The sequence below is a fragment of the Secundilactobacillus muriivasis genome, from assembly GCF_054785195.1.
In genome coordinates this window covers 1-21,403 of record NZ_BAABMI010000005.1, presented here as the reverse complement: position 1 = coordinate 21,403, position 21,403 = coordinate 1, and the positions used below count along the sequence as shown (strand labels likewise).

The window sequence follows — 21,403 nt, the reverse complement described above, 5'->3', positions numbered from 1 at the left end:
TGCGGGGGTGTTTACTTATATGGCCGGGACCTGAGTTTTGGCACACGTTTAGGCTACATAACAGTATCGAAACTAACTAAAATCTTAATCCAACGATGAGTCAAGACGCTCATTCGCTCCTTATCGATGTTGATTCAGAAACGCGGGGGTGTTTGCTTATATGGCCGGGACCTGAGTTTTGGCACACGTTTAGGCTACATAACAGTATCGAGTCTAAGTAAAATCTTGATTCAACGGTGAGTCCAGACGCTCATTCGCTCCTTGCCAATATAGCCGGACCACAATATAGTTACGTCATGCTTCAACCACCTTAACTCACTAATAAACTTCAAACACACAAAACAGCGGCCACCGTAAACACGCACATACGGTGGCCGCTATTTTTATGAATTAATCAAAATACCTGTCAAACATTAAATCAAACCTAACGTCCCCAACGCTTCCGCCGAGCAACAATCCCTGCACCCAAGCCACTTACCAAGGTCAGTAAGCCAGCACCAAGTGCCGTGAGCCATGATGATGACGTCTCGGAAGTTTGTGGCAGACGAGTTGTTGTGGTTGATTGTTGAGCAGCCTGACCGTGGACAATCGAGTTCGCTGCTACAGTAGGTTGGACCACACTGTTGCCCGCTTGATTGTCAGCAACCACAGTAGCAGCTGCATCATCAGTCGTAGCGGTTTGATCAGCCGGCTTTGGCGTCGGTTGCGTAGTGTTAGGCGATGGTTCTGAAACAACCGTTGCCGCTGGCTGAGCCGGTTGTGTTGGCTGTACGACGGTCGGTGTTTCGTCGGTTGAAGGCGTGTCAACTGTTGCCGTTGTTCCACCATTATCAGTTGGCGTCACTGCCGGTGGCGTTGCCGTATCAGGTTCAGTAACGACCGGCGTTGTTGGTTGTGCGTTATAGGTCAACGTTAACGTCATATCGTTACCGTGATAAGTGCCGGCGACCGTTTGTTGTTGCGGATCAGCGAGTTGATAACCCGGAATGGTTGGGGCAGTTACGGAAAAGCCGGTCCCTTGATCACCACTTTGGGTGGTTGGTGCGCTAATTGGTTGCCCGTTGTTGTCCACGTAATTGATCGTTAACTGAGCCGTCGCTGGGGTCGTTTCGACCGGAATGGTGTCGTAATGCAGTGTCAACGTCATTTGATCACCGTGGTAGGTCCCCGCAACGGGTTGTGGGTTGATTTGAACTGGGCGATAACCGTCAAAAGCTGGCACATCGATGCTGAATTTAGTGCCTTGATCACCACTTTGAGTCGTTGATGGTGTAATTGGCTGGCCGTTGCGATCCACGTAGTTAACGGTTAACTGAGTCGAAGTCGGGACGGTTTCGACTGGATTAGCATCGTAATGGAGCGTCAGCGTCATCTGATCGCCGTGATAGGTGCCCGTAACGGGTTGTGGATTGATCTGAACTGGGCGATAGCCGTCAATGGTTGGTACATCAAAGCTAAATTTAGTGCCTTGATCACCACTTTGGGTCGTTGGTACCGCAATTGGTTGGCCATTGCGGTCGACGTAGTTAACGGTTAACTGAGTCGTTGACGGAACAGTTTCAACCGGATTAGCTTCGTAGTGTAACGTCAACGTCATCTGATCACCGTGGTAGGTCCCCGTTACCGGTTGCGGATTGAGTTGAACCGGCCGATAACCAGTGATTACTGGTACGTCGATGCTGAAGGTGGTGCCTTGATCGCCGTTTTGAGTCGTCGGCTTCGCAATTGGCTGCCCATTCAGATCCACGTAGTTCACGGTTAACTGGCTTTGATCCAAGCCATAAGTGACCTGATTCATGCTATCAGCGCTTTTAGCCGTTACGGCTGCGGGCGTGACCTGCGTTAAGCTACCGCTAGGATCAGTGGCTGCCGCAACGTGATAACTTGAAACAACCGGGTTGGTAACGCTGCTAAATGCCGCTGTGTTACCGGCAGTCCACTTCGAATCGGTCGGTTGACCGTCAGGCATCAAAGCTGGCGCTTGCGTTGCGACACCATCTGAATAGTAAGTCGTACCAGCATCATTCACCACAGTATTATCCGTGACTGTCACAAATGATTTGGTCTGAACGCTAGGCGCTGCGACTGGTTGCCCAGCCTGGTCAACATAGGTGATGGTAGCCGTTACGGTGTTCACGTCACCGGCTTGGTAAGTGTGGGCCAACGTCACCACGAAGTTAGTTGGTTGACCGGTGTCACCAAAGACCACGGCGGATTGACCATCGGCAGTTAACGTGGCATCGCTCACGAGGCGGTAACCCTGTTGTTCATAGGCCGCAATTTGATCGTGACTGCTGTACGAACTGGTTTGACCGGCAACGCCAATTAAGCTTGAGTCATCCGTTGGGATTACTGTTTTGAGCACTTGGCCAGTCGTTTGATCTTGATAAGTGACCGTGGCTGATTGCGCAACCCGGTAGAGTACGAGCACGCTTTGGTTGCCATCGATAAACGGAATCTCGGTGGCGTTGTTGGCCAACGGCGTCCAGTTAGTGGTGTTGGTTCGCGTTTGAACACCAGCGTAAATGTAGCCCGGCAGGTTAGCGACGATCCCGTTATTGCCGTAAAGGCTAATTGGTGTTGAGAGGTCACCGTTGATTTGTTGCTGCAACGGTTGCCCATTGTTATCCATGATCGCAGATACCGTGGTGCCATCCGGTTGAATCACGCCGTAGTTGACCTGAACTTGCCACTGCTTGAGGAAGAGCAGGGTGAGCGTTTGTGGCGCATCCGTGTAGGTCCCGGTGGTTGACACCCGTTGGGCTAAGCCGTTGTTGGCAGTGTAGTCACTGTATTTACCCGTACCGGTTAAAATAACGCCAGAGAAAACCAGTCCCTTGTCGCCCATGATGGTTTGGAGGGCGGGTGACACGGCGGTAGAGTCATTCAAATCAAAATCACTGCCGACCGTTCCAGCCAAAACGGAAGTTGGGTAAAGCGACAACTGCTTCCCATCGGCTTGCAGCAATTGGTAGTTTACCGTGACGTTGCCAACTGCATCTTGGAACAGGTAGGGCTGGATGATCCAGCCTTCAAAATTACTGTTCGCATCCTTCCAAGTGGTGGTGAAACTGCCGTAATTAGCGGCGGTGTCATTTAGCATCTGCGACCAGGCCAACGTAATGTCATCAAGGTTGCCACCATCGGCCGTACTTGGAAAGAGGCCGGGGTAGGTGCTGCTCGTTGGGTTAAATGCCGTGATGGGCACGTTGTTATCTTGAAGGTCCTTCACGATAAAGGAAGGCGTGGTGTACGCAGCCGTCCCGGTTTTTAGCGTGATGGGTGCTAACAAGAGGTGTTGATAGGCCAGGTTCGCCTTGCTGACGTCGAGTTTCGGATCGGTTGCCAGTGGTGAAATGTCTGAAATTTGGTTGTAGCTTAAGTCGACCGATGACAGGTCGGGTTTGTCCGCTAACGCTGAAATATCGGTCACAGCAAACTTGGAGATTCTAACTGATTGTAATTTGGTCAGTGGTGCTAGCGCCGAAATATCCCAAAGGTTGGCGTTTCGAAGCGAATCGCCCCAAACTTCAACGTTGATCGATGTGGATGGATTTAAGTCTAACGTGGTTAAGTTGGTGGCGTATTGCAAACCTTCCAACGTTTCGGTGCCCATTAAGGTCATGTAGTTCGTTAACACGGTTGGGTCTTGATAGTTACCCTCATGCTGTTTCGCTTCCGTTGTTTGAATCGCTGTTAATTGACTCAACGTGTCCTTCGTCATCGCTGCCCGAAAGGCGTTAAAGTCGGTGTATTGGTCCTGATAGTTATTGGAGTACAGAAAATACTGGAAGGCCTCATCCGGCATCCATTCATCTAAGTAGTACTTGTTTGTTTGTGGGTCAACGCCACTGGCATCGTTCGCAATTTGAGCGGCATAGTCCGCCCCCTGCCAAGCGCCTTGACCGGGAACTTGATCTAAACTGGCGTGTTGATAGCTCCACTGTAAGACGTCCGTTTTCGACACGTTAAACTTGTCGGTTGCTTTGATGACACCGGTTAAATCACTGGCGTCTGGTGCCGTGGTTGAGATGGACCCAGTTGAGGTGGCATCGGTTGTTGAATCTGCGGATGCCTCCGTAGCGACTGGTTCAGCAGCGGCCATTCTAGCGGTGCGGGCCACTGGTGTCGTTGCTGATTCCGTTGTCGCAGTGGGCTGAGTGGTTGATGCCGCTGTATTAGGCGTGGACTCATCGTTATTAACGATATCAGACTGTGTATTGCTGGTCATTTGCGAATCCGTGGTTGGTTGTGAGGCAGTTGGCGCCTCAGCTTGCGGCGTTTCGGAACTTTCGGTGGTTTGTGTCGAACCGCTACCGGTTGACGTGTCCGCCACCGGCGCTTCAACTGGTGATTCTCCCGAATCACCAGCAGCTGTCGGCGTGGAAGCCGCAGTTGGTTGCCCCAATGTCACCGTTTGACCAGTATTAGCTGTCGTAGTAACGGTGCTAACGGCAGGATCGGTTGCCGAGTCCGAAGCCGCCGAAGCGCGCGTGCCGAAAGTTGCCGTTGAAAACAGCATCAGTGACGTCGCAACGGTTGTAATTCCCGCAACAACCCAAATTCTCCCGTCTTTATACATCTTAAAATGCGTCTTTGTCTCCATATTAAATTCCCCCTCCAAAGTTGACGAGGTCGGCATGAATCTCCCCTTCATAACGACCTAGTGACGCTACCTATATTGTAACACTGGGTGCTTATCTAGTGATTAATTTGGAACTTGATTTTTGATTGAATCATCAATCAAAGGCCAATCAGCATTGAAAAGGTGGCAATATGGCAGATTGCTTCACCTGTTTTTGAGTGTTTTAGGCCGCGATGGAACAGGTTTCAGATAATTATCGAATAACTGAAAAATCAGCTGAGATTGGTGCAGTTCAAGGACAAAAATTCAAAGCTGGTTTTTAATTTTCCCACGTTAGGGTGTGAGGTGCAATAACTCGAATAAAACACTGAAAACGCTACCAATCCCAACGGATTTGATAACTTATGAGCAATGTAAAACGGATTACTAACTACCTAATGTAATTTTAATCAAAAGACAGCGTTTTAACGAAATTTTGAGGATTTTACCACCGATAAAGCCCAATAAATCGGGAATTTTCACAACAATGTGAGCTCGACTAATCAAGGATGCTGCTGAAACATGTTTCACATTTTGAAACACGTAACAGGGCACGAATGCCCGTAGCACAAGGGCTGGAAACGCTTCAACATTTTCTGAGAATCAGATATGATGTGTTCGTAAACAAATGACCAAACAAAAAAGGAGTTTTCAAAATGACAAAACGTGATTACATCGACACCACTACTTATACCCAAGCTGAGATTCAATACATGATCGATTTAGGATTGAAGATCAAAGAATCAACCAAAAACGGTTACTACCCACCACTATTGAAGAACAAGACGCTGGGCATGATTTTTGAACAAAGCTCAACTCGGACTCGGACTTCAGCCGAAGCAGCCATGACTGAACTTGGTGGCCACGCGCAATACTTAGCCCCAGGCCAAATCCAATTAGGTGGTCACGAAACCATCGAAGATACCTCGCAGGTACTTGGCCGGATCCTTGACATCATTGGTGCCCGGGTTGACCGTCACCACACCGTTGCCGAAGTTGGTAAGTACGCTAAGGTGCCAGTTGTTAACTTCATGAGTGATTACAACCACCCAACCCAAGAACTTGGCGATATCATCACCATGACGGAACACTTACCAGAAGGCAAGAAGTTAAGTGATTGCAAGATCGTCTTTGTCGGCGATGCTACTCAAGTTTGTGTTTCTACCATGTTTATGACCACCAAGATGGGGATGGACTTCGTTCAATTTGGCCCTAAAGGTTTCCAAATGAAGGATGACGTCGTTAAGATCGGTAAGAAGAACGCCGAATTATACGGTGGTAGCGTGACGATCACCGAAGACGCTGACGAAGCCTTGAAGGATGCCGACTTTGTTTACACCGACGTATGGTACGGCTTGTACGATGCCGAAATGGGCAAAGACGAACGGATGAAGATCTTCTACCCTAAGTACCAAGTTAACGCAGATTTAATTGCAAAGGCTTCAGATCACGTTCGCTTCATGCACTGCTTACCAGCTACTCGTGGTGAAGAAGTTACCGACGAAGTGCTTGATTCAGATTACTCCATTGTTTGGGACGAAGCTGAAAACCGGAAGACGGCGATGCGTGCAATCTTCGTTTACTTGTTAAACCCAGAATTAAAGTACGCCTCAAAAGCAGTTGCTGACAAATACGACGCTGAGTTTGAACTGATGCTTAAGAACGCTGTTGATTCACGTAACAACGACTAAACCCGTTCAAGCGCACTAGCGCCAAAGATTGGAGATTTGCATCATGGAAAACGGGAAACCAAAAAAGAAGTTTAGATTATTCGATGCCGTGCTCATGTCCGTGGTTGTTATCATGGTGGTTGAGTCCGTAGCACCAGCCGCAGCGATTGGGACCTCACAGTTCTTCTGGTGGATCTTCCTCCTAGTTCTGTTCTTCCTACCATATGGCTTGATTTCATCTGAGTTAGGGACAACCTACGTTGGTGATGGTGGCCTGTACGACTGGGTCAAACAGGCCTTCGGTGCCCGGTGGGGCGGTCGGTTGGCCTGGGTTTACTGGATCAACTATCCGATTTGGATGGCCAGTTTAGCTGTTTTGTTCGCACAAGTTGCGGGAACGATTTTTGGCATTCACATGAACACTTGGGTTGCGATGATCGTTCAGTTAGCCTTTGTCTGGGTCGTTGTGATCCTTGGTAACAAGCCAGTTTCAGAATCCAAGTGGATCATGAACTTGGCGGCATTTGCGAAGATCTTTACGATCGTTGCCCTTGCTGTTTTAGGAATCTACGTTGCTGTGACTAAAGGGGTCGCTAACGACTTCTCGCCTAAGAACTTATTACCAGAAATGAACTTGAGCAGTTGGAGTAACTTATCAGTCATCATCTTCAACTTCCTCGGCTTTGAAGTTGTCGCTACGATGGCCGATGATATGGACAAACCAAAGAAACAGATTCCACAAGCCATTATCTATGGCGGGATCTTGATTGCCTTCTTCTACCTGATCTCTGCTTTTGGGATGAGTGTCGCTGTGCCAACCAGCAAATTATCCGCTTCAAGTGGGTTATTAGACAGTTTCATCCTGTTAATCGGTCACATGAACTGGTTTGTTGTTATAATTGGCATTATGTTCCTTTACATCTTAGCTTCTGAAATGATTTCCTGGGCCCTTGGTGTGAACTACGTGGCCGATTACGCTGCGAAGGATCACGTCTTACCCGAAATCTTTGGTAAGGAAGACAAAAATGAGATGCCCGTTGGGACGGGTTACTTAAATGGCATCGTCGCATCAGTTCTCGTGGTTGCGTCACCATTTATCCCGAACCAAGACATTTTCTGGGCGTTTTTCTCACTGAACGTGGTTGCCTTACTGATTTCATACACGATGATGTTCCCAGCTTTCTTGAAGTTAAGAAAGACGGATCCAGATCGCGAACGGCCTTTCAAGGTACCTGGTGGGCCGGTAATGATTCAATTAATGACTTGGGTACCAGAAGTTCTCTTGATCTTCACCATTATTTTGACAGCCGTTCCATTGAATGGGAGTGCTGCTGAAATTTCAAGCAAGATGCCAATTTTAATTGGGACGATCATCACACTTGTTATCGGTGAAATTGTTGTTCGCTATGCCGAACATAAAAATAAAATGAAAGTCGCCTCGACGACTCAAAAGGAGCGTTTATCATGACTAAGACATTAGACAGTACCCCTAAAAAAGACGGATTCAGAATGCCCGGCGAATTTGAACCACACAAGGGTGTTTACATTCTTTGGCCAGAACGTCCAGATAACTGGCGCAATGGTGGCAAGCCAGCCCAAAAGACCTTTGTGAAGGTTGCGGAAGCTATTTCTGAATTTGAACACGTTACGGTTGGTGTTAACGATGCCCAATACGCAAATGCGCGGACGATGTTACCTGACAACGTTGAAGTTGTTGAAATTTCTAACGATGATTCATGGGTTCGTGACTGTGGGGCGACCTTTGTCAAGAACGATAAGGGCGACTTGCGGGCCGTTGACTGGACCTTTAACGCTTGGGGCGGCTTAGAAGACGGCTTGTACTTCCCATGGGACAAGGACGACCGAGTTGCCCAAAAGATGGCCGAAATGGAACACGTTGACCGTTACCGGTTGGACGACTTTGTCCTTGAAGGTGGATCAATCCACGTTGATGGCGAAGGCACCTTGATCACCACTGAAGAATGCCTCTTGTCACAAGGCCGGAACCCACAATTGTCTAAGGAACAAATTGAAGAAGTTTTGAAGCAACACTTGAACCTCGAAAAGATCATTTGGTTGAAGAAAGGGATCTACTTGGACGAAACCAACGGCCACGTGGATAACATTGCCAACTTTGTTAAGCCAGGGGTTGTTGCCTTAGCTTGGACGGATGACGAGAACGATCCACAATACGCCATTTCTAAGGAAAACTTGGAAATTTTGGAAAACGCTACGGATGCCAAAGGTCGCAAGCTGAAGGTCGTTAAGCTGTACGTTCCAAAGCCAGTCACGATTACCAAAGAAGAAAGCTTGGGCGTTGATGCAGTTGATGGTACCTTGCCACGGACTGAAGGCGAACGCTTAGCTGCCAGCTACGTGAACTACTACACCGCTAACGGCGGCATCGTCTTCCCAACTTTCGGCGATCCTAACGATGAAAAGGCCAAGGAAACCTTAGCTGAACTTTATCCAGATCGTAAAATCGTTGGCGTTCCAGCCCGCGAAATCTTATTGGGCGGTGGGAACATCCACTGCATTACCCAACAAGTTCCTGAAAACTAAGCGTTAAAAACAAAAATAGGCTCATCCTTGAAACCAGAATTATCTGAAATGCAGCTTAATTTCTGATAATTCTGATTTTGGGTTTTGGTAGCCAAATGCTGACTAACTGGTATTGGAGGAAAAGAATATGGCAAAACGACGCATCGTGGTCGCACTTGGCGGCAACGCAATTTTATCAAAGGATGCTTCAGCACAAGCACAACAGGAAGCCCTTCGTCAAACGGCACACTACTTGGTTCAATTCGTCAAACAGGGTGACGAACTAGTGGTTTCTCACGGGAACGGGCCGCAAGTTGGCAACCTGTTACTACAACAAGCAGCCGGAAGTACTAAAACCAATCCAGCAATGCCGCTGGATACCGCTGTTGCAATGACGCAAGGCAGTATTGGGTTCTGGCTTCAAAACGCTTTGCAAGAAGAATTAGTCAAAGCTGGTTTAACGAAGTCAGTTGCGACCGTTGTGACGCAGGTTGAAGTCAGTGAAGACGATCACGCCTTCGTTGACCCAAGCAAACCAATTGGTCCGTTCTACACTCGCGATGAAGCGGAAGGGCAACATGCAGAGCATCCTGATTACCGTTACGTTGAAGACGCTGGTCGTGGTTACCGTCGCGTTGTGCCATCTCCAAAGCCAGTTAACGTGGTTGAAGCCGACGTTGTTGAGAAGCTAGTTGACGCTGGGGTCGTGCCTGTTTCAGTTGGTGGCGGTGGCGTGCCAGTTGTTCGCAAGGGTGACCGACTTGAAGGCCGCGAAGCCGTAATCGACAAGGATTTTGCTTCCGAAAAATTGGCCGAACAGATCCACGCAGATACGTTGATCATTCTCACGGCCGTTGATCACGTCTTCGTTAACTTCAACACGCCACAACAAAAGACGTTGACCAACGTGACGGTGCCAGAATTAAAGCGTTATATCGATGAAGGCCAATTCGCCAAGGGTAGCATGCTACCTAAGGTTGAAGCCGCAATTGATTTCGTTGAACACACCCCTCACGGTCGAACCGTGATCACCTCACTTGAAAACATTGGCGACTTCTTAGCCAACGGTGAAGGCACGGTCATTGCCCGGGCGGTAGAAGAACCCGTTCGTTAAGTGAAACAAAAATGCTGGGATAGGTTGATCACAACGGCGTGATCAGCACACTTTTGAGCTAAGTTGAGTGCTTCCTCTCTAAACTTGATCTGACTAACCTAAACTGTTGATATCCCGGTGCGATAAGGCTAACTCGCCCTGAATTCCTGGTCTTGGAATTCAGGGCGAGTTTTGCGTTAGACTGGTATTGAGAACGCTTTTAATTGAAGCGAAATGTGCTATGATAGTTGAGCAATGTTTGACAACGTTACCAGTTTTTGGGAAGCAAGTGCTGGTTGATTTAAAATCGTTTGAAATGCAGAGGACCCATTTTGGGCTGCTAAATTTAAGGTAAGGGAGAGAGACTCTGATGAAATTAACTTCAACACCAGCTGCAGATGGTTATCGATTGCCAGCCGCATTTGAACCCAATCGGGCTGGGTATATGATTTGGCCACAACGGCCTGATAATTGGCGTGAAGGCGGTAAACCCGTTCAACGGTCGTTTACAAAACTAGCTGAATTATTAGCTCGAGACGAACCCATTACGATGTTGGTGAATCAAAACCAGTATCAAAATGCGCGGGCGATGTTACCCGATTCTGTTCGCGTCATTGAGATGAGTAATGACGATGCGTTCATTAAGGATACGGGACCGTTTTACCTCGTTAATGCTGCTGAAGACTTACGAGCAGCTGACTTTAACTTCAATGCGTGGGGCGGTCTGTTAGATGGGCTATATTTCCCGTGGGATAAAGATAATCAGATTGCCCAAAAATTAGCGGATCTCGATGGTATCGACTTTTATAAGCACCAACGGGTTTTGGAAGGGTGTTCGGTCATGGTTGATGGTGAAGGCACCCTGATCACGACTGAAGAAGTGATTTTGTCTGAGGGTCGTAATAAATCGGCTTCAAAGGCTGAAGCTGAACAAGTCTTTAAGGACTACTTCGGTGCTGAAAAAGTACTGTGGTTACCGGAGGGCTTTTTCTTAGACGAAGCCGGTGGTGACATTGATAACATGGTCAGTTTCGTTCGACCTGGAGAAATCGTACTGTCATGGACGGATGATAAAACGGATCCGCAGTATGAAATTAGTCACGCGGCATTTGATAAGTTAGTTGAGATGACGGATGCGAAGGGACGCAAATTAAAGATTCATCGGCTACAGATTCCGTCCCAGCTGTTATTGACAGCGGATGAGGCTAACGGGGTTGATCCCATCAATGGGATGTTGCCCCGGGTAACGAATCAACGCTTAACGGCGACTTACGTCAACTACATTACGACGAATCGGAGCGTCATCGTCCCAACCTTTGACGATCCACAAGATGAAGTGGCGCTGGCGCAATTCCGAGCACTGTATCCGGATCGACAGGTGATTGGTTTCCCAACGCGAGAAATCTTAACCGGTGGCGGTGGTCTACACACGATTTTGTTAAACGTACCAGGAAAATAGGACGGAGATGCTAGATGAATTTCTTTGAAATCGTTAATGCCCACTTAAGTTCGTTAACTAATAACGAACAAGCGCTATTTGATTACGTCGTTAAGAATATGAATCAAATCAAAAACCAGAGTATTCGAGAAGTGGCAAGCGAAACGTACGTTTCAACGGCGACGTTTCTGCGCTTCGTTAAAAAACTGGGATTTGTGGGATTTAGTGAATTCACAACGGTGATTAAATACACGTTGTTAAACAATGATCAGATTGAAGAAAAACCATCACCGTTCACGGTGGCTCAAACTGATTATCGGGAAGAATATCTGAAAAATATTACGGAATCGGTTCGCGTGGTGCCTATCAGTAAACTGCACGAGATTACGCAACGGTTGTCGATGCACCCTAAATTGTACTTTTTCGCTAAGGGCATCAGTAAGCACGCCACGGATTATATTAACTACCTGTATACGATGGCAGGATTTGAAGTGATTTTTCCGATTGATCACGATTACCGAGTTGCTGCACGGCAGCATTTGACGGCCGACGATTTAGTGTTTGTCCTAACTTACAACGGGACCGATGGTGAGTTTTTAGAGATGATGAATCAGCTGATCAGCGGTCAAACGCGACCGTTCATGATTTCGATTACTGAGCCAGATAATAATACGATTCAAAATTTAAGTGATATTAACCTCTATATTTTCTCGGATGCGGTTAAGGTGAATCAAACGGATATTAGTTCCCGCATCTCGACGATTGCCTTGATGGAGTTGATTTTATACCAATACATTGAGGATTATGGTGGTCGGGATTTCAATTTAGTGAAACGTAATCAGTAAGCTATAAAAAGCAAGTTTCAAAGTATGCCCTTAAGGTCTACTTTGAAACTTGCTTTTTGTTTAGCATATCAGTTAACTCAATCAAACACCGGTTCATTCACCGCAAACTCCGGCGTCTCGCCCGACAACACCGCATCAATCATCTTAGCAGCGGTCATTGCCATCTCTCGGTTGGCCTCAACTGTGTTGGCGCCAATGTGTGGGGTAATGACCACGTTGTCCATCTGAAGTAGTGGGCTGTCTTGGGTGAGCGGTTCCTTGGCAAATACGTCCAACGCGGCGCCCGCAATGCTGCCCTGTTGAAGGGCGTCGATTAATGCGGGTTCGTCCACGATAGCGCCCCGAGCGAGGTTGATCAATCCGGCAGTGGGTTTCATGAGGTCGAATTCTCGTTGACCCACACTGTGAATCGTTTCCGGAACGGCAGCGAGGTGAAGGCTGACGTAATCAGCCTCTCGGAAAAGCGTGTCCCGGTCGACGAAGGTGCCAAGTGGTGTATCGACAGGTTCGCGGTCGTACAGCAGCGTTTTGGTACCGAAACTGGTCAATAATTGCGCGAGGGCCTGACCAACGTGCCCAAAGCCAACGATGCCGACGGTGGCACCCGCAACGTCGTGCCCCATTAAGTGATAGGCACCAGTCCAGTCGCCCTGACGCGTTTTAACGTTGACGGCGTTCATGTTCCGGGCCAGTAACAAGATGTCCATCAGCGCTGCTTCTGCCACACTGTGGGCGTTGGCGTCGGGGGTGTTGGTGACCCAAATGCCGTGTTTGGCGGCGTAATCAACGTCGATGTTGTCGTAACCCACGCCACGGCGGGCGAGAACTTTGAGGTTGGGCATTTTGGCGTACAGGTCGTTTGGAAGTTTTTTACTGATCATCATTACGGCGGCCGCATCCGGGGCAGTTTCGAGGATCTCGTCCTCACCCGGATTATCGACGGTCAGCACCTCGTAGCCGTGTTTCGCGAGGTAGTGGTCGGTCAGGTCGTCAGCAATTTTAGGCACGATAATTTTAGCAGTCATCTACTGTCAGTCCTTTGTTAGTTAGTTGCAGTTTTGGTGTTACGGTGGCCACTGAGTGAACCTAAGTAGGCAGTGGCTTTCTGTTCGTCAAATTCATGCTCGGATTTGGCAATCACGATGGAAGCCAGTGAGTTCCCGAAGACGTTGACGGAAGTCCGGCCCATGTCGATGATCCGGTCGATCCCGGCGATGAAGGCTAAGCCAGATGTTGGCACACCAATGGTTGACATCGTTGCTAATAATACCACGAAGACGGCGCCAGTAACACCAGCCGTCCCCTTAGAGGTGATCATCAAAACAACAACCAGCGAAATTTGTTGCGCCAAACTCAGGTGAATGTTGTAAGCCTGGGCAAGGAACAACGCTGCGAGAGATTCGTAAATTGCCGCGCCGTCTAGGTTAAACGAGTAACCGGTTGGGATGACGAAGGACACGATGCTCCGGCTAACCCCGTAGTTTTCCATCTTATCCATTAAGCGGGGGAGCACGGTCTCAGAGCTTGAGGTTGAGAATGCCAGAATGACTTCTTCTTTAATGACTCGGAATAAGTTGGTGATGCGTAGGCCGAAAATGCGGGCGGTAATGCCAAGCACAACGAAGATCAGCAACGCAAAGGCAACGTAGGTCAGTAAGATGAAAACACTCAACGGCTTTAATGCGGAAAGTCCCATTTGGGCAATCGTTGAGCCAATTAGCGCACAAACGCCAATCGGTGCAGCTTTCATAACCCAGTTAGTTACCTTAAACATGACTTGTGAAACGGCTTCAAGAAAGTCGGTAATGACCTTACCCTTTTCACCAAGCGAAGCGGTCCCGAGGCCAAACATCACGCTGAAGAAGATGATTGGCATCATGTTGCCTTCACTGAGGGAGCTGAAGATGTTGGTGGGGATGATGCCCATGATCAGGCTCCACATGCCACCGTCTTTGGCAACACTCTTAGCGCTGGAGGTGTACTGACTGATATCAGTCGCCGTTAATGAGTGGATGTTGACCAGGTCACCTGGTTTGAAGACGTTAGCGATGATCAACCCAAGGATGATGGCAATCGTCGTAATGATTTCAAAGTAAACTAGGGTTTTGACGCCGACCCGGCCAAGTTTTTTCGCATCGCCCATGCCGGCGATGCCAACGGTCAAACAGGAGACCACGATTGGCAACACGATCATTTGAATCAGGTTGATGAACATCGTCCCGATGTTGGACATGGCCGTAATGGCGGTTTTGTTTTGGTAAAAGACCACCCCGAGGACCACGCCAAGTACGAGTCCAATCATGATTTGCCAGCTTTGCGAAATTCTAAAATGCTTCGTTTTTTGCATACCCAATAATTCCCTTCAATCTATGTATTGCGTAGTGAAATAACAACATGTCATACCGTATCAAGCTGAGCTTAAAGTAAACTTAACGGGTATAACTCGCCAATTGTGATGCTTACTGAGAAAACGATTAAATTTTAAAAGTATCATACACCAAAACGCCATTAAATGGGGAAGGGATAATTTGATTGTTGTGTAATTGTAATAGAAGGTTCGGTGGGGTGACGTGACTAGTATCGATTGGGACGGCAGGTTGCTAAAAGGCTGACGTTTGAGGTATTGGTTTCGGGTAACACCTGTCGTTGAAATATTCTAATAAGAATAAAATGACCGTTATTCGCACTCGAAAAAGGTGAAATTGGCCTTTGATTTAGTCGTGAATGAAAAACAAAATGAGAAAATAATGGCAATTAAATGTTGACATACTGGTCTGAAACAACGATACTGGGATATAACAAAAATGTATGATTAAAATATTTTAATAGTATATTGATGTGACATAAGCATTTAGAGAAGGGAAGTCATTGAAATGACAACGAAAGCAACCTACATAACTGATTCAACCGCATCACAACAATCGACGACCGCTGCAGCTAAAACGGTCAAGTGGAACGGCCAACTACAAGCTCAAGGCGTTGAGATCCTAAAAGGCGACGGCGGAATGATCGTGAGTCCAACCAAGGTGGGCTACATTATCATGACCTCAGATGATAAGGGACTGGAACGTAAATTTGCAGCTAAGAAGCGAAAACGTAATAAGCCGGGCGTGGTGTTGTGCGGTTCTTTGGAACAGGTTAAGCAATTAGCCCAAATGACACCAGAAATTGAGGCGCTCTACCAAAAACACTGGGATCAAGATATTTTGCTGGGGTGCATCTTGCCTTGGAAGGCATCAGCTAAGGGTCTGATTCCGGATGACGGTACCAAGGACTTGATGATGGATAAGCGTGAAACGAGTTGTTTCGTCATTAAATTTGGTACGCCTAGCGAACAGATCGCCCAAGAACTGTGGACGACTTATCATAAGTTCTCGTTCGCAAGTTCGGCTAACCCATCCGGCAAAGGCAACCGTGGTTTGGTGACGGGGATTGGCGAACGAATTGAAACCGCTGCTGATCTCATCATTGAAGCCAACGATTACGTGGCATCGATTCAACCGGATAAGACGATCGATACCCGCTATGAACAAGGGGTGATGGTGTCCATGGTGGATGAAAGTGGCGAACTTGTGCCAAAGCAAAACGGCCAGGTTGGCGTGAACCCGGCACCAATTGTGATTCGTAAAGGCCTCGATGTTGATAAGATCATGGCCAACATGAGCGAGATTTTTTCAACTTGGACGTATCAACACGGGTTGTACTATTAAATAAAAGCTTGAATTAAAAACGAATGCCGCAAACTCCTGATGTTGGAATCTGCGGCATTCGTTTTTATTGAGGGCAGAAAAAAAGACCGCCGAGGCGGTCTTTTTCTAAAAGTTAGTTTTAATTAAGCAACAGTAACGTTGGCTGCTTGTGGGCCGCGGTCGCCTTGTTCAACGTCTAAGGTCACTTTTTGGCCTTCTTCAAGCGTCTTGTAACCTTCAGCATTGATAGCTGAGAAGTGTACGAAAACGTCTGAGCCGTTTTCAAGAGTGATAAAACCAAAACCTTTGTCGCCGTTGAACCATTTAACAGTACCTTGTTCCATAAGAATGAAACCTCCGTGCGCATAGCGCAATATATTTGTGCATTTGAAGACTTTTGAAATCGGGGATGTCATTCTCACGAACGTCGTACCAAAATTTCGAAGTATTAAATACATTAGTACCTAGCTTAACAGGTCATTCCCGAAATAGCAAATGAGAAGTTCGCTTTATTGAAATAAAAACGAGTGAATCATTGTGAGGGCGTGGCTTACAGCCAAAGATATTTAATTTTGGTGAACAGTCACATTAAATATTAATTATCGTATTGTTGCTCTAACCTAATGTAATGGTTGGAACGCAATGCAGCCAGACCACCAATGAGCGCCAAAACAACGAGTAACCAGAAGTCGATGTGGCTTCCGGCACGGGTTGCGGCAGCGGTCGATGACATTGTGAGTTCATGGGCTGAAATAATGGCCGACAACACGCCTGTTCCTAGTGAACCGGCGTACTGTTGCAACATGTTAAAGAGCGAGTTCTGGTCGGCTTTATTGGCCATTGAGACGTGCTTGCTGGCATCGGACATGAGGTTACCGAAACCGAAATTGAATCCTAAGCGGAGCACGATGAAGAACACGGCGAGGAGGCCGAGCGTGAGATGCTTGGTCAACGTTGCGAATAGCAGTGTCCCGATAATAAACAGGGTGTTGCTGATGGCGATCGGTAAAATCGCTCCCTTACGATCATAGAGTCGGCCAGCAAATGGTGCGAGACCAGCGCCTAATAGCGCGCCGGGAAAGAGTACTAGTCCTGCCGTCATCGAGTTAGCGCCGAGGGTATTTTCAGCGAAGATTGGGATCACGAACGAGATGCCGATGTTGGTGAACTGTAGGAGGAAGTGGTTAATCAACCGAAGCCGTAAAATCGGCATTTTTAGAATCGACCAATCCAGTAGCTGGCGCTGTCCGTGACGGGTATGCCAGATGAATAGCGCTGTGATAATGAGTGAGATAAGGCCCCAAATCAGAAAGTTGCTGCTAGTAAAGCCGTGAGTCCCCGCCTGATTAAAGGTCCAAACGAAGCCCGCGAAGATGCCTGAAATCAGAATCAGCCCGACAATGTCAAATGGTGTCTGGTTCTGAAGGGCCTTCAACCTAATCGTTCTGTCGCCAAGAACCGCAACAATCAAAATAAACGGTAGCACGCACCAGAAAATGGCTTGCCAGCTTAAATAGTGGTTCAATAAACCGCCGTAAGTTGGCCCAAGTGCTGGCGCAAACGAGACCGTCATGCTGGCGAGGCCGGTGTAGACGCCGAGTTGGAACTTAGGCACTTGGGATAAAATCAGGTGAAACATGATCGGCGTTGAAAGACCAGTTGAGATGGCTTGGAAGAGCCGACCAATCATGAGGATTGGAAAATTCGGTGCCAGTGCGCAAAGTAGCGTCCCTAAAAGGCACGCAGTGATAGCGATGCGAAATAGGGTGCGGCTGTCAAACCGTTTGATGAGGTAAGCGGTTGTCCCCATGATGATTGTGACCAGTAATAAGTAGCCGGTGGTCAGCCACTGAATCGTTGCCAGTGAAACGTGAAGCTGTTGAATTAACGTTGGAAACGTGACGTTCATCGATGTTTCAATCAGGATGCCGATGAACGACAATAACCCAACTGACAAGATTGACAGTTGGGTGCGTCGAGAAATTGTGTCAATCAAAATAATACCTCTTTCGTTAGATTACGAATTTCAGTATAGACTGATTGATTGACGATTTCATATGAAAAGTGTGGACAGATTGACGTTTGTGTCCAGCGTAAGTGTGCGGAGCGAGACGGGTTGAGAGCAGTGTGCAAGGCGACATCGGTGAAGGCGCCCGGGCCTGGCGGGTTTACCGATGTCGCCTTGCATGCAGCTCTCAGTCTCGCGCAGCACCATTCGGCGTGGTGGCCAGAAAGCGCGTGGTTGACAAATTTTTACAACTTCAGGAACCCTGGAAATAACAGTTTAAGTGGCGCCGAATTTTGTAGCCTGAGAGCGCCGGCTTTTATGCGGCTTTGCCGAGCGAAGCGACGACAAACAGCCAACACCCAAATCACACCCAAATCACACCCAAATCACACCCAAATCACACCCAACACTTACGCTGGACACAAACGACAGTTACTCATCCTCTATATGCCGTCCCTGATTCAACTCAATAATCTCGCCAGTCTGGTCATAAACCACTTCCTCAGCCAGGTTAACGATACGGTCGCCGATTCGTTCCAATAACTTCACAACGAAGAGGTAGCTCGTCCCCGCCTGTGCAACGTTGGTGTCTTGCTGCATTGCCGAAATGACAGCTTGGCGGATAGCATCAAATTGGCGATCCACTTCAATGTCGCGGGCGGCGATGGTCTTGGCCTTATCAGGGTCTCTAGCTTCAGAGGCGGCTAACGCATCGGCCAGCATGTTACGAATGAGTTTGCTGAGCACTGCCAACTGCGCTTCAATTTCATCGATTCGGTGCGTGCCCTTCACCCGAATCGTTTCCCGGGCAATACTGGTGGCGTGGTCGCCGATGCGTTCGAGGTCCGCGCTGGACTTTAAAATTGTGATCACGTTGCGGAAATCGTCGGCGACGGGTTGCTGGAGGGTCATCAGGGTCAGGGCCTGTTTCTCCAAGTCAACTTCGCTACTGTTGATCGATTGATCGTGTTGGATAAGGGCCTGGGCTTCAGCCTTATCATGATCGATGTAGGATTGGGTTGCCTTGAAGATTTGATCACTGACCGTGTTGCCCATGGCAGTCAACTGCGTCGAGAGTTGTTTGAGTGCTTCCGTAAATAAATTGTTCAATGAAATCGCTCCTAACCGAATTTGCCGTTAATGTAGTCGCTTGTTTCTTGGTGCGCGGGTTGGGTAAATAGCTGGGACGTCAGGTCAACTTCAATCAAGTGGCCGTCCAACATAAATGCCGTGCGGTCCGCGATTCGAGAGGCCTGCTGTAAGTTATGGGTCACGATGATAATGGTGTAGTCTGACTTCAGCGCCAGTAACGTTTCTTCAATTTGCGCGCTTGAAATCGGGTCTAACGCGCTGGTGGGTTCGTCTAATAAAATGATATCTGGTTGAACCGCCAACAACCGAGCGATGCAGATGCGTTGCTGTTGCCCACCAGAAAAGGACATGGCGTTCTTGTGCAGGTCGTCTTTGACTTCATCCCAAATAGCGGCTTGACGGAGTGCTTGTTCAACGCGTTCATCCAACTCAGCCTTCTTAAGTGATGTGTTCAACCGTAGCCCATACGTCACGTTCTCGTAAACGGAGAACGGAAAGGGGTTGGGTTGTTGAAAGACCATGCCGATTTGGCGACGCAGGGTCACGAGATTGGTGTCGGGGGCGTAGATTTCGGTGCCCTGAAAGTTAAAGCTTCCGGTAATGCGGGTATTTGGAATCAAGTCATTCATACGGTTAAGACACCGTAAATAGGTGGACTTGCCACAACCAGAAGGCCCAATTAAGGCGGTGATGCTGTTGTCATCGTAGGCGAGGCTGACACCCTTCAAGGCCTCTTTTTCGCCGTAATAGAGGTGCACGTTGTTCGTGGTTAAAATTGCGGTCATAGCGACCTCCTTGTCTGAACCGTTAACCAAAGTTACCGGTCACGTAATCGTGGGTGATTTCAAGCGTTGGTTTTTGGAAAATAGTGGTGGTGTGGTCAAATTCCAGGACGTGGCCTAAGTGGAAAAAGGCGGTGTACTCACTGATTCGGGACGCCTGTTGCATGTTATGGGTCACGATGATGATCGTGTAGGATTGGGCCAGATTCTTAAGCGTCATTTCAAGTTTCGCCGTTGAAATGGGGTCCAGTGCACTGGCCGGTTCATCTAACAATAAGATGTCGGGCGCCATCGCCAGTGTCCGGGCGATACAGAGCCGTTGCTGTTGGCCACCGGAAAGTGAAAGGGCGCTCCGGTTCAGGGAATCCTTCACTTCATCCCAGAGTGCGGCTTCTTCTAAGCTTCGCTGAACGCGTTGATCCAGTTCAGCCTTATCCGTGATGCCGTCAGCCTTTAATGCAAAGGTGATATTATCGTAGATCGATTTCGCAAACGGATTGGGTTGCTGAAAGACCATGCCGATATGTTTGCGAAGCTCATAAACGTTGATTTTAGCGGCGTTAATATCCGTATCCCGATACATAATTTGGCCGTTTACCGTGGCGATGCGGTCGTTCATTCGGTTTAGTGACCGCAGATAGGTGGATTTACCAGAACCAGAGGCACCAATCAGCGCTGTGATGGTGTTTTGCGGAAACTGCAAACTGGCATCAACCATTGAGCGGTGGCGACCACCGTAAAGCACTTCCAGGTCGTGGGTGGCTAGCGCAATGGGGCCAGTTGGTGCGACAATGTGGGTTTTCGTTAAATCGTAGTTATCCATAGTAGCCTCACTTACTTCCCGTTAACTTGTTGTAAAGGTGGTTCCCGAACGCTCGGGCGCCTAAGTTAAATAGTAGAATGACGATGATCAAAACGGCAGATGCACCGGCAGAAATGCTGACCGCATCCGGCGTCACGCCCTCCGTGTTGACCTTCCAAATGTGAACGGCCAGCGTTTCAGCGGGACGCATTGGATTCAAAAAACTATCCGCACTAGTGGGGTTCCAATTCGTGTAATTCAGTAAGGGTGCGCTTTGACCAGCGGTGTAAATCAGCGCAGCGGCCTCACCGAAGATTCGACCAGCGCTTAGAATGATCCCGGTCAAAATACCGGGAAGCGCTACCGGCAAGATGATGCCCCGAATCGTTTTCCAGTTAGAGAGCCCCAGCGAGATGCCAGCCTCTCGTTGACTGTCAGGAACGGCGTGCAGCGCGCCTTCAATGCTTCGAACGAGTAAGGGTAAATTAAAGAACGTTAGCGCGATGGCACCAGATAAAATCGAAAAACCAAAGTGAAACTGAATCACGAAAATTAAGTAACCGAAGAGCCCAACCACCACGGATGGCAGTGAACTCAGCACTTCGATGGCGGTTCGAATCAAGCCGGTCGTCCAGTTCTTAGCGGCGTATTCGGATAGGTAGATTGCCGCACCAAGTGCCAGCGGAAACGAAATTAAGAGTGTTAAAACTAAAAGGTACAGTGAGTTAAATAACTGATCGCGGATCCCGCCACCAGCACTAAATGAGGCAGCAGGGGACGTCAGAAAGTGCCAACTGATGTGTGGTAAACCACTGATCA

16 protein-coding genes are annotated in these 21,403 nt (G+C 48.2%); 7 read left to right on the top strand and 9 right to left on the bottom strand.

The window, feature by feature from the left end; genetic code table 11:
* Positions 1-424: 424 nt before the first annotated feature.
* Positions 425-4,606 carry a MucBP domain-containing protein gene (locus tag ACYVR3_RS00975; RefSeq protein ID WP_461242750.1) on the bottom strand — a complete coding sequence of 1,394 codons (4,182 nt, stop codon included), beginning with the start codon at positions 4,604-4,606 and terminating at the stop codon, positions 425-427.
* Between the two features lie 674 nt (positions 4,607-5,280).
* Here ACYVR3_RS00975 and ptcA point away from each other — a divergent pair.
* The 6 genes from ptcA to ACYVR3_RS00945 all read left to right on the top strand — a co-directional run bounded on the left by ptcA (position 5,281) and on the right by ACYVR3_RS00945 (position 12,211).
* Positions 5,281-6,315, top strand: coding sequence for a putrescine carbamoyltransferase (ptcA, locus tag ACYVR3_RS00970; protein ID WP_461242749.1), 1,035 nt, complete (start codon positions 5,281-5,283; stop codon positions 6,313-6,315).
* A 43-nt stretch (positions 6,316-6,358) separates the two neighbouring features.
* Positions 6,359-7,762 (top strand): APC family permease, encoded by a 1,404-nt coding sequence (locus ACYVR3_RS00965; protein ID WP_461242748.1) that lies wholly within the window; start codon positions 6,359-6,361, stop codon positions 7,760-7,762.
* Entirely contained in the window at positions 7,759-8,856 is a 1,098-nt protein-coding gene (gene aguA, locus ACYVR3_RS00960) for an agmatine deiminase (RefSeq protein WP_461242747.1), read from the top strand. The genes ACYVR3_RS00965 and aguA (ACYVR3_RS00960) overlap by 4 nt, the downstream gene beginning before the upstream one ends.
* A gap of 127 nt (positions 8,857-8,983) precedes the next feature.
* Entirely contained in the window at positions 8,984-9,949 is a 966-nt protein-coding gene (gene arcC, locus ACYVR3_RS00955) for a carbamate kinase (RefSeq protein WP_461242746.1), read from the top strand.
* Positions 9,950-10,298: 349 nt separating this feature from the next.
* Complete coding sequence (gene aguA / locus ACYVR3_RS00950; RefSeq protein ID WP_461242745.1) at positions 10,299-11,387, top strand: agmatine deiminase; 1,089 nt, start codon at positions 10,299-10,301, stop codon at positions 11,385-11,387.
* Between the two features lie 14 nt (positions 11,388-11,401).
* Positions 11,402-12,211 carry a MurR/RpiR family transcriptional regulator gene (locus ACYVR3_RS00945; protein WP_461242744.1) on the top strand — a complete coding sequence of 270 codons (810 nt, stop codon included), beginning with the start codon at positions 11,402-11,404 and terminating at the stop codon, positions 12,209-12,211.
* 77 nt (positions 12,212-12,288) lie between these two features.
* Here the strand turns inward: ACYVR3_RS00945 and ACYVR3_RS00940 are convergent, their stop codons facing one another.
* Positions 12,289-13,236 (bottom strand): phosphoglycerate dehydrogenase, encoded by a 948-nt coding sequence (locus tag ACYVR3_RS00940; protein WP_461242743.1) that lies wholly within the window; start codon positions 13,234-13,236, stop codon positions 12,289-12,291.
* Between the two features lie 17 nt (positions 13,237-13,253).
* Entirely contained in the window at positions 13,254-14,558 is a 1,305-nt protein-coding gene (locus ACYVR3_RS00935) for a cation:dicarboxylate symporter family transporter (protein WP_461242742.1), read from the bottom strand.
* Positions 14,559-15,084: 526 nt separating this feature from the next.
* Between ACYVR3_RS00935 and ACYVR3_RS00930 the strand changes: the two genes are divergently transcribed.
* Entirely contained in the window at positions 15,085-15,921 is an 837-nt protein-coding gene (locus ACYVR3_RS00930; protein WP_461242741.1) for an L-threonylcarbamoyladenylate synthase, read from the top strand.
* Positions 15,922-16,043: 122 nt separating this feature from the next.
* Here ACYVR3_RS00930 and ACYVR3_RS00925 read toward each other — a convergent pair whose 3' ends face one another.
* The 6 genes from ACYVR3_RS00925 to pstA all read right to left on the bottom strand — a co-directional run.
* Positions 16,044-16,244, bottom strand: a complete 201-nt coding sequence (locus tag ACYVR3_RS00925) for a cold-shock protein (RefSeq protein ID WP_054736987.1) — start codon at positions 16,242-16,244, stop codon at positions 16,044-16,046.
* 251 nt (positions 16,245-16,495) lie between these two features.
* On the bottom strand, positions 16,496-17,899 hold the full coding sequence (locus ACYVR3_RS00920) for an MFS transporter (protein WP_461242751.1): 1,404 nt from the start codon (positions 17,897-17,899) through the stop codon (positions 16,496-16,498).
* A 441-nt stretch (positions 17,900-18,340) separates the two neighbouring features.
* Complete coding sequence (gene phoU / locus ACYVR3_RS00915) at positions 18,341-19,018, bottom strand: phosphate signaling complex protein PhoU (protein ID WP_461242740.1); 678 nt, start codon at positions 19,016-19,018, stop codon at positions 18,341-18,343.
* Positions 19,019-19,029: 11 nt separating this feature from the next.
* Positions 19,030-19,785: a phosphate ABC transporter ATP-binding protein PstB gene (gene pstB / locus ACYVR3_RS00910; protein WP_461242739.1), complete on the bottom strand. Its 756-nt coding sequence runs from the start codon at positions 19,783-19,785 to the stop codon at positions 19,030-19,032.
* 22 nt (positions 19,786-19,807) lie between these two features.
* Complete coding sequence (pstB, locus tag ACYVR3_RS00905; RefSeq protein WP_054737003.1) at positions 19,808-20,605, bottom strand: phosphate ABC transporter ATP-binding protein PstB; 798 nt, start codon at positions 20,603-20,605, stop codon at positions 19,808-19,810.
* 7 nt (positions 20,606-20,612) lie between these two features.
* On the bottom strand, positions 20,613-21,403 hold a 791-nt coding region (gene pstA / locus ACYVR3_RS00900), incomplete at its 5' end, for a phosphate ABC transporter permease PstA (protein ID WP_461242738.1).